Raw genomic sequence first — 15,592 nt, 5'->3', positions numbered from 1 at the left:
GATGGTAAAATGAAAATGAAAAAAATAATGATTATAAATGGCCCTAATTTGAATTTTTTAGGAATCAGGGAAAAAAATGTTTATGGAAACGAGGATTATGAAAGCATTTGCAGCTATATAAAAGATAAATTTTCAGACAAAAAAGTGAGAATTGATATTTTACAGTCAAATTCGGAGGGAAAGCTTATTGATTTTTTACAGTCGGCATATTTTAGGAACTTTGATGGAATTGTAATAAATCCAGGGGCCTATACTCATTACAGCTATGCAATTCTTGACGCAATAAAGTCAATATCAATTCCAACAGTGGAAGTACATTTGAGCAATATTCACGAAAGGGAAGATTTTAGAAAAATCTCAGTTACGGCGCCTGCCTGCATTGCCCAAATTCACGGGAAAGGCAAGGATGGATATGTAGAAGCTGTGGAACTGCTGATAAAGGACGAAAATTAAATGAGTCAATTTAAAAAAAAATTATTCTTTAAGGAGATTCCAAAATGGAAGAAAATAATAAAAGTGTAGAAATATGCAGAACAGCATTAAAAATGGCTATTTCTTCACGAGATGAAGAAAAAAAATTGATGCAGGACTACCGAAAAATCGGGATAAAAACCGCTGCTGTAAATGTCGGCGGCGCAATGCCCCAGTCCCGTTTTAAATTTATTGAAAGCGCATTAATAGCGGCAAAACGAAATACCCTGATTCAAGATGTTCATGCTCACGATGGCGCAGTAATCGGTGCAATGCGTGAAGCAATGAGCCAAATTGAAGCAATTATAAATGGACTTAGTGTCGGCGGGAAAATTGGATTGGCACGAGAAGGAGAGCATCTGGCTGTGGCGATATTTCTAAGCGTGGGAATATTACAGTTCAATGAAGTAATAACTTCTGTTGCTCATCGTTCTGTTTCAATACTTGATAATGAGAAATAAAATTTATAAAATAAAAATACAGTTAAACATAAAATAACAAGGAAATTAAAAATGGGAAAATTAATAATTATTGAAGGTACAGACGGAAGCGGAAAACAGACGCAGACAGAATTGCTGTACAACAAACTGAAAAAAATAAAAGGGGAAAACAAGGTAAAAAAAATATCTTTCCCAAACTATGAAAGCAGAGCCTCCGAGCCAGTGAAAATGTATCTTGCAGGTGAATTTGGAAAAACGGCTGAAAGTGTGAATGCCTATGCGGCTTCGGTTCTTTACTCAGTTGACAGGTTTGCCTCGTTTAAGACAGAATGGGAAGACTTTTATAATAATGGCGGCATTGTTATTAGTGACAGATACACAATTTCAAATATGATTCATCAAGCACCCAAAATTTTGAACAAAGCTGAGAAAGAAAAATATTTAAATTGGCTAATAGATCTGGAATGGGATAAAATTGGAATACCGAAGCCAGATATTGTGTTTTTTCTGGACATTCCTTTTGAGTTTAGTCAAAAACTTATGAAAGACAGGGAAAATAAAATAACTGGTAAAAAAGAGAAAGATATTCATGAAAAAGACAAAAATTATTTAAAAAATGCATATGAAGTTGCTAAAGATTTATCAGAAAAATACAGCTGGAATGTAATTTCATGTGTTAATGAGAATAATTTGAGAGCAATAGAGAATATAAATGATGAAATGCTGGAAATAGTATTGAAAAATATATAATGCTGTTTTTATTTACACATTGTTTTAACCTATCTCTAAACCATAATAAAACCATCTTAAAATCAAACTTACAAATTTTAAATTTTTATATTATATTTTTAAGTAAGGGCACTGTTATTATCATGCCCTTACATTTTTTATTAGTTATTTTATTTTTATTTATAAAAGAAAATAAAGTTATATTAAATCCTGTAAAAAACTATCTCATTGGCGTAACTGCCGTCAATTCCCACTTATGAATACCCTCATCTTTTTTTGATGAATCATATCCAATGTACACATTTTTTAGCCGTTTATTTACTGGATAAAGCTTGTATCTGTACATTAATGGGACTTCCACTGCTTGTCCAATGTAGTATTTTTGCCAGTTCTTGTAGGCTTCCACTTTATAATTTGGAACTGTTAATGATTTTTCTCCTAATATTTCACCTATTAATCTGTCGTTTTCTTCCGATACAAAACGAGAAAAGTTAAGCTGGGATTTTCTTCCTGCCGAACCAGTCGGATCTAGACTTGTTCCAACTCCCCATGCTCCAAAGAACACATCTATATCTTTAGAATCTCCTTGCACTTTTTCGTAAAAATTCTGAAAAGCCAGCAATCTTCCTGATGTAAGAACAGCTTTTATTCCTATTTTTTTCCAGCTTTGAATATAGTTTTGAGCAAGCGGCTCTGCCACATCGCCTCCTGCCATAAATGCCATCTTTATTTCAAAAGGCTTTCCATTTTTATCTTCACGGATTCCATCGCCATTTACATCCTTGTATCCCGCTTCATCCAATAACTGTTTTGCTTTTTCAGGATTATACGGATAACCTTTCAAATCCTTTGGAAAATATTTCTTGAAAACAGGAGGAATTGCTGAAGTCGCTTCCTGTCTTAACCCAAAATAAAATGCCTGTGCTATTTCCTCAACATTTATACCGTATGCAAGTGCTTGCCGTAGTCTCACATCTGACATCTTGGCATTCGGATCTGTCACATTTTCACCTTTAGCCTTGTCATAATGCCCCAATTTAAAGGCTAAATACGAATAATACAAATCCTGTTGCCCTAAAGTTTCTATATTTTTCAAATCTTTATAATTATTGTACAGTGAATCCGGCATATCCAATACAAAATCATATTTTCCAGCTTTTAACGCAGCCACTATTGATTGCGAGTTTACCACTTGCACTATCGCCTTGTCAATCCTTGGCTTTCCTTTGTAATAATACGGGTTTGCCGTAAATTCCAGACTCTCTCCACGTGAAACTTTTGTCAAATTATACGGTCCCAATGTTACTGGTTTTATCCTAATTTTATCCGATGAAATCAAGTCCTTTATCGGAATACCTTTTAAATAGTGTTTTGGTATTGCATTTCCGGATAAACCGTTTGCAACTGTGTAAATACTTTGTCCTAGTTGTAAAAAGGAAATTTCCACCGTTTTATCGTCTATTTTTTTTATTCCTGAAATATTTTGGGCTTTCCCATCGTGATATTCCTTCATCCCAACAATTTTCTGAGTTTCTTCAGTATATCTCACACCTGTATAATCTTTATTTCCTATAATTTCATAAGGGAAAATAATGTCATCAGCTGTTAGAGGCTGTCCGTCAGACCATTTTATGCCATCTTTTATTTTTATTGTAGCTTTTTTATTTTTTGCGTCAACTGTAAGAGTGGCAGGTCCTGTATTTGTTATCTCAAAATTTTCATCCACTTCAAATATACTCGAACTCAAAAACATTGAGATAATCTCGCCATCATAACCATCTGAATAAAATGTTTCATTAAAAACCCCAACCAATGGATCATCCTTTACTATCGCCACTTGCAAAGTTCCGCCTTCCACCACAGGCTCATTATTTGACGTTTTTTCTGGAAATAATGATAAATTCAGTTTTGCTCCTGGCATTTCACTTCTCTTTTTACCAGGATTACACGAAACTGCGAATATTAATACAAGAAACGTGATTATTAATTTCCATTTTTTCATATTGTTCTCCTTTTTTAGTTTTATCCTCTTCTCTGCTTTGCGTCAGCCGCTCTGTTTAAAGCCTGCCCGACATAATTAATACACAGCATCATAATTAAAATCAATATTGACGCTGGAAGCCATATCCATAATTTTGTAGACAATACTTCCGGATCCGCTGCATAACCAACCAATGTCCCAAGGCTCGGAGTAGAAAGCGGCAATCCAAAGCCAAGAAAACTAAGCCCTGTTTCAATTCCAATATTTCCAGCAAAACCTAATGTCAATTCCACAATTATAATTGAACTCAAGTTAGGCAGTATTTCCCTGAAAATTATCGTAAAATCCTTTGTTCCCATAGTCTTTGAAGCCAAAATATAATCTTTCTGACTTTCTGCAAGTGCCTTACTTCTAATCAGCCTTGCTGCTCCAACCCAGTAAAATGCACTCATTATCAGCACAAAAGTCGCTATCGTATACTTTGGAACAATAGTAACAAATACAATAATTATCATAAGTGTAGGCAAAATTGTAATAAAGTCAATAACCCTCATAATCACATTGTCCACCCATTTTCCATAATATCCTGCAATAAGTCCAAAAAATATCCCAATTCCTGATGTTAAAATCGTTATTGTGAAACCAATAATAATCGAGTTTCTAGCACCTAGTATCAACTGCCCCAATATTGAACGCCCACCAGAATCAGAGCCTAGCCAAAATCCCTCTTTCATAGGAATGGCATATTTATCCAGAAGGCTTATTTTCATAATTTCCTCCTGATTTGCAAAAAGCGATCCGATAAAAATTATTCCAAAAAGTATGATAAGAATAATAAGCGAAGCAAGCGCCAGCTTGTCCTTTAAAATCTCCCTTACAATAACACTAATTCCAGTCGGTTTGTCGCTTTTCTTAATTTCGTCAAAATTTTCTACTTTTTCGTTATTTTCCTTTAAAATTTCATTATTAGACATCCCTTCACCACCTACTCTATTCTAATTCTAGGATCAACAATGCTAAGAATAATGTCTGAAAGCAAACTTCCAAGCAATGTTAAAAATCCAAACAGCAGTATTAATGCTGTGACAACGCTGTAATCCCGTGTTATAATTGAATTTACAAACAGTCCTCCCATTCCAGGATAACTAAATATTTTTTCAATAAAAATCGAACCTCCTAGAAGCCCTGTTATCGAATATCCAAAAAATGCTGCAATTGGTAAAATCGAATTTCTGAAAATGTGTCTTGAATAAACCTTATTTTCTGGCACTCCCTTACTTTTCGCCGTTTTTACATAATCCAGATTCTTGGCGTCAATCACTTCATTTCTCAAATACTGCACAATCCAAGTTGTCCCCAGCAACGCATACGTAATCGCAGGCAATATAATGTGATAAATCCTATCCAAAATATGCCCCAAAGTGCCAGTATTAAGTCCAGCCGTCACCGATCCAGTTGTTGGAAACCATCCAAGCGTATATCCAAAAAACCAAATCATTATAAGCGAAAGCACAAAAGTCGGAATCGCATAGCTCACATAATTATAAAATGTAACAAATTTGTCAAGCATTGAGTTCTGATAACGTCCAGCAAGCATTCCAAGGGGTATTGCAATACAATATGTCAAAATAAGGCTAAGCAGCGACAAAATAAACGTATTTACTGCCCGTTCCCCAATAAGCGTCTTTACAGGAACATTATAAGTGTAGCTCATTCCCAAATTTCCAGAAACGGCATTTTTTAGCCATCTTACATACTGAATATGCCAAGGATCCAGCAATCCCGCCTTTCTTCGTAATTCTTCAAGTGCCGCAGGATCAGTCTGTGGTGTAATCAGCCCAGTAAACGGATCTCCTGGCATAAGTTTTGCCAGAACAAAGATTAATAGACTAAGTATAAATAATTGCGGTATCATAACCAGAATTCTTCGTAAAACTGTTTTCCACATTGATTATTTTCCCCCTTTTCCATTATTTTTCACTATTTCATCTTTAAGAGCGACAAAATGGGTATCTGTCAATTTTTTCAAATCAAAGACACGTCCATTTTCATCATAATATTTTTTTTCATTTTTCAAATATTCCTTTTCAATTTCTATCCTTCTTTTTTTATTCTCCAGCCTTTTTTCAGGATGTACTTCTGGAATTGCGGCAATTAGCCGTTTTGTGTAAAAATGTTCAGGATTTTTATAAATATCATTTTTTGTCCCAGTTTCCACAAACCTTCCACGATACATTATAAACATATAATCGCACATATGTTTTACAACTCCTAAATCGTGGGAAATAAAGAGATAACTAAGCCCAAACTGCTCCTGAATGTCTTTCATATAATTCAAAACTTGTGCCTGAACCGATAAATCAAGTGCCGATACAGGCTCATCCGCAATAATCAACTTAGGCTTAGTCGCAACAGCCCGTGCAATTCCCAGCCTTTGCCTCTGTCCGCCAGAAAATTCATGCGGATATTTGTAAATATCTTCCCTATTCATTCCTACAATTTCCAGCAGTTCTGATACTTTCCTCTTTTCCTCATCTAAAGTCAAATTCTCAAAATTTCTCAAAGGCTCAGAAATCAAGTCAAGCACTCTCTTCTTAGGGTTTAAGCTAGATAGCGAATCTTGAAAAATCATCTGCACATTTCTATTATATTCACTTCTTCTATTCCTAAATTTTCCATCAATTTCCTTACCTTCATAAATAATCTTACCACTTTTTATCTTCTCCAGCCCAATTATCGCTTTCCCAATCGTAGATTTCCCAGACCCTGACTCCCCCACGAGTCCGTAAGTCTTCCCTTCTTCAATAACAAAACTGACTCCATCCACAGCATAAACGTAATCAATTACCTTATTGAAAAAACCCCCACGAATAGGATAATGAACCTTCAAGTCTTTCACTTCAATAAAACTCATATTTTTATTTATTCCCTTCTTTAATATTATTTAATAACCTAAATTTTAAAATATTTAATTTATTTTAATTAATAATTTTTTTCTTTTATATTTTTAGTTTTTTTAACGCAGAGGTATCAAACGCCATACCCTCTTTCGCAATAACAGTTATTTTAACATCTTTAACTGACTGCTACTTAGAGATACTGGCGAAACGTTCTACGAACTCCCCCGCTTTACGCAAAACTTTCTTAATAAAGAAAAAATAAAACTCGATTTTAAATTAAAGTTATTTTAACACCAATAACTGAATATAATTTAAAATTTAACCCAAAATCTCAAACAGTTATTTTTTCTTTAACGAAATTTTGCTTGATTTTTATTTTAGTTAAATTAATTGCAATAATTAAACTAAAAATTCTTAGACGAGTTGGGATTAGTGCTTAGCACTTTAGCCTATATCTTAAAATATTATAATTTGAAGAAATTAAAATAACTAGTATTGCGAAATAAAAGGAGATGGCGAATAATCCCCTTTACTTATAAAAAAAGAAAATACAGAAAAAATATTTATTAACAAAAAATTTATTATATTAAAACTTTAAAAATAAGTTAACTCTATGGTTTATTTTTCAAAATGAAAATTTTTCCAGCAAGTACATCTCACAAAATGATTTTCTCCAACTTCATGCAATATTGGATTTTTTTCGTGCTCACTTTCCTTTATCCAGGGGATTCTTTGAGAAAAACGGCATCCTGTTCTAGTTAATTTAGTCAATGACGGAACAATTCCTTGAATTACGTGTAATTTTTCAGTTTCTGTGTCAAGTTGCGGGATTGAATTTAGTAAAGATCTTGTGTAGGGATGTTTTGGATTATTGAATAAATCATTTACGTTTGCGATTTCTACAATTTCTCCAGCGTACATTACTGCCACTCTGTCTGCCATTTCGGCAACTACGCCCAAATCATGTGTAATCAGGATAATTCCAGCATTTATTTCACTTTGTAAAGTTTTTAGCAAATCCAGTATTTGTGCCTGTATTGTAACATCCAGTGCAGTTGTCGGCTCATCAGCTATAATAATTTCAGGCTTGCAGGAAAGTGCTATTGCAATCATTACTCTTTGACGCATTCCTCCCGATAGTTCGTGTGGAAATTGCCTTGCTATACGTTTTGGATTTTTTATTCCTACATTTTGCAGTAATTCCAGCATTCTGTCTTCTCTTTCAGTTTTGGACAATTTTGTATGATAAATCATTCCCTCTTCAATTTGTTCCCCTATTCTCATAAACGGATTTAAAGCCGATAGAGGATCCTGAAATATCATGCCAATTTTATTTCCCCTAATTTTATTATATTCTTCCTCATCAATTTCTACCAAATTTTTCCCTTCAAAATTGATTTCTCCCTCTAATTTAGTGTTATTCGGATTATGCAGCCCAATAATAGATGTCGCAAGCGTACTTTTCCCACAGCCTGACTCCCCCACTATTGCCAGTATCTCATTTCTTCTAAGTTCCAGCGAAACATTATCCACAGCAGGAAAATATTCATCCTTTATCCGAAAACTTGTAACAAGATTGTTAATTTTTATCAATGTTTCAGTTTGCTCCATATTTTTCTCCTCATACAAAAATTTTAATTAAAAAATTTATTTTTTTATAATAATAATATTGTAACACAGATTTTAACATTTTACCTTATAATTTTCAAAAAATTTACATAATAATTTTTACGATTATAAAAAATAAAACCACAGCTAGCCTAAATAACTGTGATTTTTTATATAATTATCATTTGTTTTTTGTGGTGCGAGTGACGGGAGTCGAACCCGTACGGCTACTGCCACTACCCTCTGAAAATAGCATGTCTACCAATTCCATCACACTCGCAAATTATTTTTTAGTTAGTTTTGTTGAAATTTGTTGAAAAATATATTTTTTCTTAAAATAATTTTATATAGAAATTTATTTAATCGGTGGTGCGAATGATGGGACTTGAACCCATACAGCTAAAAGCTACTACCCCCTCAAGATAGCGTGTCTACCGATTCCACCACACTCGCATAATTTTTTATATATATAAAAAATTAATTTATTTATTCCATTAACTAAACTTATTATACATAGAAATTTCTAAATTGTCAATCAGAAAAAATAATAAAATATAATTAAATTGTTTGACTTTTTAATTAGCAAATGTTATAAATATTATAGTGGAAAACATTGCTTAGAAATAGTTAAATTTAAGGAGGAGAACGATGATTTACACATTGACATTGAATCCAGCGCTGGATTATGACATGTATCTGAAGGATGATTTACAGGCTGAACATCTGAATCTTGCTCACGAAGTAAATTATAGGGCTGGAGGAAAAGGAATTAATGTTTCAAAAGTATTGAAAAATCTGGATGTGGAATCTACGGCAATTGGCTTTGTGGCTGGGTTTGTTGGGGATTTTATTATTAAGGATTTAAAAAAGGACAACATAAAATCTGAATTTGTGGAACTTGAAGGAAATACTCGAATTAACGTAAAAGTTAATGGTAATGACAAGGAAACAGAACTTACAGGAGTTTCACCAAAAATTACAGCGGAAAAATTACAGGAACTGACTAACAAAATTTCTAATTTGAAAGATGGAGATATTCTTGTGCTTTCAGGAAGTATCCCAGCTTCAATTAGCAGCAAAATTTACAAAGAGTTATCTGAAAATGTAAAAGCCAATGTGGAAATTGTGCTTGATACAAGAGGAAACTTATTGCAGGACAACATTCATAACAACCTTTTTGTAAAACCAAACATTCACGAACTGAGGGAAATGTTTAATGAAAAATTGGAAACAAAGGCTGAAATTGTGGAAAAATGTAAATTCTTTTTAGACAAAGGTGTAAAAAATGTTATTCTTTCCAGAGGTGGCGAAGGTGCATTGCTTGTAAATAAGGATTTTGTGCTGGAAGCATCAGTTCCAAAAGGACAGCTGATTAACTCAATCGGAGCAGGAGATTCTATGGTTGCAGGATTTATCGCTGGATTTGTAAAAGGTCTTTCTCCAGAAGATTCATTTAAACTGGCAGTCGCTTCAGGAAGTGCAACAGCTTATTCCTATGGACTTGCGGAAAAAGATTTAGTAAATAAATTATACAGCGAAATTGAAATTACAAAAGAAACTTTCTAAAATAAACTTAAATTAATAAAAATCAAATTTCAATTTGAGTAAAATAATGATGATTTTTGGATCGAATTTTAAAGTGGTTTTATTATGTTAAATACAAAAATAAATTTAATAAGGATGGTATAAATATGAAAATATCAGATTTACTGATTAAAGATAGAATAAATCTGGATGTAAAATCTACAAATAAAGTAGATGTTATTAAAGAACTTGCAAAATTGCATGAAAAAACAGGTGTCTTAAATGACTATGACGGTTACGTTAAGGCGTTGATGGCGAGGGAAGAGCAAAGTTCAACTGGAATTGGGGAAGGAATTGCAATTCCACATGCAAAAACAGAATTTGTAAAAGAGCCTGCACTTGCTATGGGAAGAAAGCCTGAAGGGATCGACTATGATTCATTAGACGGAGAGCCTGCGACACTGTTCTTCATGATTGCAGCTCCAGATGGTGCGAACAACACTCATATCGAAACACTTGCAAGATTATCACAATTATTACTGGATGATGATTTTAAGGCGGCATTAGAAAATGCAAAAACTGCCGACGAAGTATTGGAAATCATTAACAAGGCTGAGGCAGAAAAATTTGCAGAGGAAGAAAAGAAAGAAGCAGCGCCTGCACAGACTCCATCAGATGAAAACGCTCCTTACATAATCGCAGCAACAGCCTGTCCAACAGGAATTGCCCACACTTATATGGCAGCAGAAGCCCTGAAAAAAGCGGCTGACGAAATGGGAATAAACATAAAAGTTGAAACAAACGGTGCCGATGGAAGAAAAAATGTCTTAACTGATGAAGATATTAAAAAAGCTACAGGTGTAATTTTAGCAATTAACAGAAATATTGAAGTTGACAGATTTGATGGAAAACCATTAATTCAAGTAGAGGCAAAAGAAGGAATTAACAACGCAAAAGCATTGATTCAGCAAGTTTTAGATGGAAAAGCTCCTATTTTCCATGCAAGCGGTTCTTCTGCGGCTTCTTCTGAATCATCTTCATCTGAGAAAAAAGGACTTTACAAACACTTATTAAGTGGAGTTTCATATATGCTTCCATTAGTAATAAGTGGTGGAATATTGATTGCGTTGGCATTTTTAGTTGACACATTATCTGGTAATGGTGGAGCTGGAGCAGAATATGGTTCTAAAGCACCGCTAGCTAAAATGTTAAAAGATATTGGCGGACAAGCATTTGGATTATTTGTACCAGTTTTAGCAGGATATATTGCCTATAGTATTAGTGAAAGAGCGGCACTTGCTGCAGGATTAGTAGCAGGAGCTATTGCGTCAGCAGGTGGCTCTGGGTTTATTGGCGCATTGCTTGGTGGATTTTTAGCAGGATATGTTGTACAAGGTTTAGTAAAAGCATTATCTGGTATGCCAAGATCTTTAAGCGGATTAAAAATGATACTTTTATATCCAGTTTTATCAGTATTAATCACAGGTGTAGCAATGGTACTTGTTATAAATCCTTTTGCAGCAATAATTAATAATGCTTTAAATACCTGGTTAAACGGAATGTCTGGTTCAAGCGCTGTTCTATTGGGTGCAGTTCTTGGCGGAATGATGGCTATTGATATGGGAGGACCTGTAAATAAAGCAGCTTATGTATTTGGTTCTGGAACATTAGCAGCTACAATGACTTCAGGCGGAAGTTTACCAATGGCAGCTGTTATGGCAGGCGGAATGGTTCCTCCAATCGCAATTGCATTAGCATCCTCTATTTTCAAAAATAAATTTACTGACGAAGAAAGAGAAGCTGGACTTACAAACTACATTATGGGATTTTCATTTATTACAGAAGGTGCAATTCCTTATGCGGCGGCAGATCCTACGAGAGTTATTCCAGCAAGTGTTATTGGTTCAGCAATTGCAGGAGCATTGACAGGTTTATTCAACATAAAAATACCCGCTCCACATGGCGGAATTTTAGTAATGGCATTGAGCAACAACTTCTTCTTATATTTAGTAGCAGTTATTATTGGAAGTATTGTAGCAGCTTTCGTGCTAGGAACATTAAAACCTGTTGTAAAAAAAGACTAAAATTTTAAGTACAATTTATAGTAAATAACAAAAAACCGTCTTATTTGATTAACTCATTTAAAACGGTTTTTTCTATTTCTTATGCTAGACTTGTTTATCAACTTGATATTCTTTATCTCTAACAATTAGATAGTTATCGAAATCTACTAAACTCAAAAAATTATAACTATTTTACACAACTATGAGATTTGTTCAGTTTTTGTTAGCTTTGCTTGAAAAATTCAAGTATAAATTACGATTTTCCAAAAATTTTTTTAATTTATGAAATAAATTTAAAGATGTAATTTTTCGTTTTTCTTGCTGTTTCTCCATATTTCTTTCTCCCTCAATAACTTCCAAATTTCTTTGTAAATTATTCTTTGTAGTTAAATATTCAATTTCGTCAATTTGCTTATTATTCCTTTTTGCCTCATTTTCAAATAACATCTTTATCGTATTCATATCTTCCTCTTCATAATTTATTTCCAGAACTTCCTTAATCTCATTCCCAAAATAAATCATTTTTGCCTCATTTATTACCGCCTTTGTCAGTTCAAAAATATTATTCCTTGTCAAAATCTTCTCTGCCATCTCAAAACTTTCCAGACTGTTCAAATGTGAATCAAGCGCTATTTCAATCATTGCTAATCCATATCCCAGATCCGCTGAATTTTTTAAGTATTTAAAATAATCAAAAAAGTTCATTTTTAAATTTATTTTTTCTGACTGATGTTTTTTCCTTAATTTCCCCATTCGACAGGCTGCTTTGTAATGCCCTTTGGTTATCGCTTTTACATACCATCCAGCAGCCAACTCCATATCACCATAATTTTCTTTATGTTGCCCCAATCTATAAGCTGCCTCAGCCTGTACATCTTCAAAATCAACAGTTTCATATATTCTTTCAAACTCTTCATATTCATCGTCATAATTTTTCACAAGAAATTCCATTAACGGAAAATACCCGTATTCACTATACTCAATTGACTTTTTATAAAATTCCTCCGCTTTTTCTATTTCTCCTAATTTCTCAAGATTTTTAGCATTTTCCACAAATTTTATATATTCCCTGCTCTTTTCATCCCCAAGCATACATTCAACATTGTATAAAATTTCTTTCGTCAAATACAGAATCTGGCTTTCATTCAGCAGTTTATTCTGAATTTCCTTTATTTTTTCAAAATCATTTCTCCAAAAATAATATTTTGCAAATTCATACAGATTTTTAGCACTTTCGCCGTATTGCAACAAATAATAAAAATATCCATCTATTGCCCAGAAATTCTGTTCCCTTATCGCAAAATAAAACAGCTTCATAACAGACTGCTCAGAAAAATTAAAACTCGTAACATACCAGTTTCTAGCCAAATTCACATTCCCGCTCTCTTCTTCCAGCCGCCCCAAATAATACCCGGCTTTCACAATCCCATTTTCAAACGCAATATACAAATTGCTCTCCGCCTTGCTCAAATCCCCCTCACAAAAGTAATAATACTTTCCAAGTTCATAGTATCCCATCCGATGAAACCCCTTCATCTCTTCCAGAAGTCTTCTTGCCTTCTCAAATTCCCCTTTTTTTATAAAATCATTAACTTTTCTAATATTCTGATTATACTCAAGAACATTGTTTTCCTCATCTGTCACACTTCTTGTCTTTCTTTCCAATTCCTCCAAAGTCCGAATATTTATAAAAATATTTCCAAGTCGTTGATTTATCTCTTTTAAATAATTTTTCATTTCCACATCCGTTATTCATCATTTTTTTGTTATTATATCACACTTTATAAGAAATTTATTGTTAAATATTCAAATTAATGATTTTTATTACAAATTAGTCTAATTAATATATATTTATATTAGACTTATTCGGAAACTATATGTATTTAGAATTTGATAAAACAAATGTTCTAAAGCAAGGGATCTTGACCTCTTTTGAAAATAAAAAAAACTAGGTTATCGAACAGGTCTATTTAACAAATTTCAAAATTTATTTATTTTTATTTTCTTCCTCATCAATTTTAGCCTCTATCATCATAATCAAGTAATCGAGTTCCAATTCTCCACGCATTGCAATCATTTGAAGAGTTGCTATTTTAGACATCATCATATATTGAACAGGATCTAAAAGACGTTTGTACTCTGGAGAAATTAATGGCATATATTCCCTGATATAAGGATATTTTTTAACAATGTCCCCTATTACAGTTTTTCCAGTCAAGTTATATTTGCTTGTAAATACTTCATCAGCTTCTTCTTTTTTTTCATCTTTAGCTTTATTTTCCCAAGTCACAAGTTTTCTTTCCCCTGTCAAACTTCTAATTCTTGTAACATCCTGCATCATTTCAAGCACACCTTTAAACACACCATTCTCATCCCTTACAGCCACATAATAGATGTAAATGAATTTCCCTCGCATTTCTAGCCAGAAATCAATCTCATCCTGTTCCCCTTTTCTAAAAGCATCTATTATTTCCAGCACCGAACTCACACTTTCTCTCGGATGGCAATTTTTAACATCACGCCCTATAACTCCTGCACTTCTTGGGAAAACTCTATGTTTAGTGTCCGTATAAAATTTCACAATTTCATTTTCGTCAACAAATGACAAGTCCACAGGTATATGCTGAAAAATAAGATTAATTTGCTCAATCGTCAATTTCCCCTGCTTCACATCAAAAACTTCATTTTCCTTATTTTCATTTTGATTTCCCATATTGTATTTTGCCATAAGGCTTGCAAGATCATTTATAAAGTTTCCAGTATTTTGATTATTCTGAGCAACAGTTTCTGATTTTACAATTTCCTCTTTTACAAACTGATCACTATCATCATCTTGTTTTCCCTTATTTTCAGGATAAAATCCAGTCGGCTTGTCAATCAGGAAATATCCAATTTCATCATCTCCTGCACGCATTTGCTTAAATTCTTCTTCACTAATCATTTTCATCGAAGTTGGAAAAAGCACCTCTTCTTCCTTATGCATAATATCAAGCGTCAATTCCCACACATTTTCCTGTTTTTCCAAAAATTCTTCAATTTTATCATTTTCAAGTAATTTATATGCTTCACTTATGCTATCCCGTACATTATTGTCAAAGCTCCACATTATTCTTGATGGACGGTCAAATCCTTTTTTCTCTAATATTGAAAATAACTGATGCTGTTTTCTTGCAAGATGAGTAGGGTTAAATTGTGATAATTTTTCATAAAGTTCAAGCCATCTATTCTTTATAAATTTTTTCCCAAATTCATCCTTCATTTCCGCAATCAATTTTTTTGCTGCCTCATTTTCCAAAAGATACGTATTTATCGGATGCCCCTCAGGCAAGTCAAATTCATCCTTCACAATAATATCCTCAAAAAGTCCCAAAACATCATTCATCTTATCGTGAACTGTATTGTCATCAAATCCAAGTTCCTTAATTTTCTGCTCCGAATAAGCAAACTCACTTGCCGTCATTTTATCAAAATTCTCTTTTATCAATTTTTTAGTAGTTTCAAAGTCAGTCTTTCCTTCAATATAATCTTTTTTTATCTGAGTCATTTTCTCAATTTTCTCAAGATCTAATTTTAGATAATTCTTCATATCCTGTGCCATAATAACCACCTTCTATTTTTTTATAATCTTTTCTCAACTAAATAAAACTGTTTTGTTAAGATTTTAAAATCATAACTATTCTACTCAAACCTCAGCATTATTTAATTTTATCAATTTGATATAAAAAGATTCAATTATATTTTGATTCTCAAAGTTATTTTAGCATATTTTCACAAAAAAAAGTGTGATAAACAACACACTTTTATAAATATAAATCAAATTATTATTAATTTTATCCCCAAACTTCTTAATTACGTCCACAAAAGCATTCATTGCAA

General features: G+C 33.1%; 12 protein-coding genes and 2 tRNA genes. 5 read left to right on the top strand and 9 right to left on the bottom strand.

Annotated elements, in window-relative coordinates:
- Nucleotides 1-15: 15 nt before the first annotated feature.
- The 3 genes from aroQ to HW275_RS09035 are packed head-to-tail and all read left to right on the top strand — an operon-like array spanning nt 16 to nt 1,661.
- The gene (aroQ, locus tag HW275_RS09045; RefSeq protein ID WP_178936442.1) at nt 16-453 is read left to right on the top strand and encodes a type II 3-dehydroquinate dehydratase; all 438 of its coding nucleotides are present in this window, start codon (nt 16-18) and stop codon (nt 451-453) included.
- A gap of 44 nt (nt 454-497) precedes the next feature.
- Complete coding sequence (locus tag HW275_RS09040) at nt 498-932, top strand: HutP family protein (RefSeq protein ID WP_178936208.1); 435 nt, start codon at nt 498-500, stop codon at nt 930-932.
- Nucleotides 933-983: 51 nt separating this feature from the next.
- Nucleotides 984-1,661, top strand: coding sequence for a thymidylate kinase (locus HW275_RS09035; RefSeq protein WP_178936207.1), 678 nt, complete (start codon nt 984-986; stop codon nt 1,659-1,661).
- Between the two features lie 199 nt (nt 1,662-1,860).
- On the opposite strand, the gene HW275_RS09030 is transcribed toward HW275_RS09035, so the two are convergent.
- The 7 genes from HW275_RS09030 to HW275_RS09000 form a co-directional block, all read right to left on the bottom strand.
- Nucleotides 1,861-3,642, bottom strand: coding sequence for an oligopeptide ABC transporter substrate-binding protein (locus HW275_RS09030; protein WP_178936206.1), 1,782 nt, complete (start codon nt 3,640-3,642; stop codon nt 1,861-1,863).
- Nucleotides 3,643-3,662: 20 nt separating this feature from the next.
- Entirely contained in the window at nt 3,663-4,595 is a 933-nt protein-coding gene (locus HW275_RS09025; RefSeq protein ID WP_178936205.1) for an ABC transporter permease, read from the bottom strand.
- An 11-nt stretch (nt 4,596-4,606) separates the two neighbouring features.
- A complete protein-coding gene (gene opp4B / locus HW275_RS09020) occupies nt 4,607-5,569 on the bottom strand; it encodes an oligopeptide ABC transporter permease (RefSeq protein ID WP_178936204.1) in 963 nt (320 codons plus the stop codon).
- Between the two features lie 3 nt (nt 5,570-5,572).
- Entirely contained in the window at nt 5,573-6,535 is a 963-nt protein-coding gene (locus HW275_RS09015) for an ATP-binding cassette domain-containing protein (protein ID WP_178936203.1), read from the bottom strand.
- Between the two features lie 604 nt (nt 6,536-7,139).
- Nucleotides 7,140-8,132, bottom strand: a complete 993-nt coding sequence (locus HW275_RS09010) for an ABC transporter ATP-binding protein (RefSeq protein WP_178936202.1) — start codon at nt 8,130-8,132, stop codon at nt 7,140-7,142.
- 192 nt (nt 8,133-8,324) lie between these two features.
- A tRNA-Leu gene (locus tag HW275_RS09005) sits at nt 8,325-8,409 on the bottom strand.
- An 87-nt stretch (nt 8,410-8,496) separates the two neighbouring features.
- Nucleotides 8,497-8,582: transfer RNA gene (locus tag HW275_RS09000), tRNA-Leu, on the bottom strand.
- 195 nt (nt 8,583-8,777) lie between these two features.
- Here HW275_RS09000 and pfkB point away from each other — a divergent pair.
- Nucleotides 8,778-9,695, top strand: coding sequence for a 1-phosphofructokinase (gene pfkB / locus HW275_RS08995; RefSeq protein ID WP_178936201.1), 918 nt, complete (start codon nt 8,778-8,780; stop codon nt 9,693-9,695).
- Between the two features lie 125 nt (nt 9,696-9,820).
- Nucleotides 9,821-11,737 carry a fructose-specific PTS transporter subunit EIIC gene (locus HW275_RS08990; protein ID WP_178936200.1) on the top strand — a complete coding sequence of 639 codons (1,917 nt, stop codon included), beginning with the start codon at nt 9,821-9,823 and terminating at the stop codon, nt 11,735-11,737.
- Nucleotides 11,738-11,929: 192 nt separating this feature from the next.
- On the opposite strand, the gene HW275_RS08985 is transcribed toward HW275_RS08990, so the two are convergent.
- Nucleotides 11,930-13,453, bottom strand: coding sequence for a hypothetical protein (locus tag HW275_RS08985; RefSeq protein ID WP_178936199.1), 1,524 nt, complete (start codon nt 13,451-13,453; stop codon nt 11,930-11,932).
- A gap of 250 nt (nt 13,454-13,703) precedes the next feature.
- Complete coding sequence (locus HW275_RS08980; RefSeq protein WP_178936198.1) at nt 13,704-15,314, bottom strand: PAS domain-containing protein; 1,611 nt, start codon at nt 15,312-15,314, stop codon at nt 13,704-13,706.
- Between the last annotated feature and the right edge of the window lie 278 nt (nt 15,315-15,592).

Source organism: Leptotrichia sp. oral taxon 223 (assembly GCF_013394795.1).
Lineage (GTDB): Bacteria > Fusobacteriota > Fusobacteriia > Fusobacteriales > Leptotrichiaceae > Leptotrichia.
Note: the sequence above shows the minus strand (reverse complement) of the source record. Positions and strands in the feature narration are given on the sequence as shown.

Bases quoted from the DNA above. Each gene is read 5' to 3' on its own strand.
- HW275_RS09025 (WP_178936205.1), bottom strand. From the start codon at position 4,595: ATGTCTAATAATGAAATTTTAAAGGAAAATAACGAAAAAGTAGAAAAT.
- HW275_RS08985 (WP_178936199.1), bottom strand. From the start codon at position 13,453: ATGAAAAATTATTTAAAAGAGATAAATCAACGACTTGGAAATATTTTT.
- aroQ (WP_178936442.1), top strand. From the start codon at position 16: ATGAAAAAAATAATGATTATAAATGGCCCTAATTTGAATTTTTTAGGA.
- HW275_RS09035 (WP_178936207.1), top strand. From the start codon at position 984: ATGGGAAAATTAATAATTATTGAAGGTACAGACGGAAGCGGAAAACAG.
- HW275_RS09040 (WP_178936208.1), top strand. From the start codon at position 498: ATGGAAGAAAATAATAAAAGTGTAGAAATATGCAGAACAGCATTAAAA.
- HW275_RS09030 (WP_178936206.1), bottom strand. From the start codon at position 3,642: ATGAAAAAATGGAAATTAATAATCACGTTTCTTGTATTAATATTCGCA.
- HW275_RS08980 (WP_178936198.1), bottom strand. From the start codon at position 15,314: ATGGCACAGGATATGAAGAATTATCTAAAATTAGATCTTGAGAAAATT.
- HW275_RS08990 (WP_178936200.1), top strand. From the start codon at position 9,821: ATGAAAATATCAGATTTACTGATTAAAGATAGAATAAATCTGGATGTA.
- pfkB (WP_178936201.1), top strand. From the start codon at position 8,778: ATGATTTACACATTGACATTGAATCCAGCGCTGGATTATGACATGTAT.
- HW275_RS09010 (WP_178936202.1), bottom strand. From the start codon at position 8,132: ATGGAGCAAACTGAAACATTGATAAAAATTAACAATCTTGTTACAAGT.
- opp4B (WP_178936204.1), bottom strand. From the start codon at position 5,569: ATGTGGAAAACAGTTTTACGAAGAATTCTGGTTATGATACCGCAATTA.
- HW275_RS09015 (WP_178936203.1), bottom strand. From the start codon at position 6,535: ATGAGTTTTATTGAAGTGAAAGACTTGAAGGTTCATTATCCTATTCGT.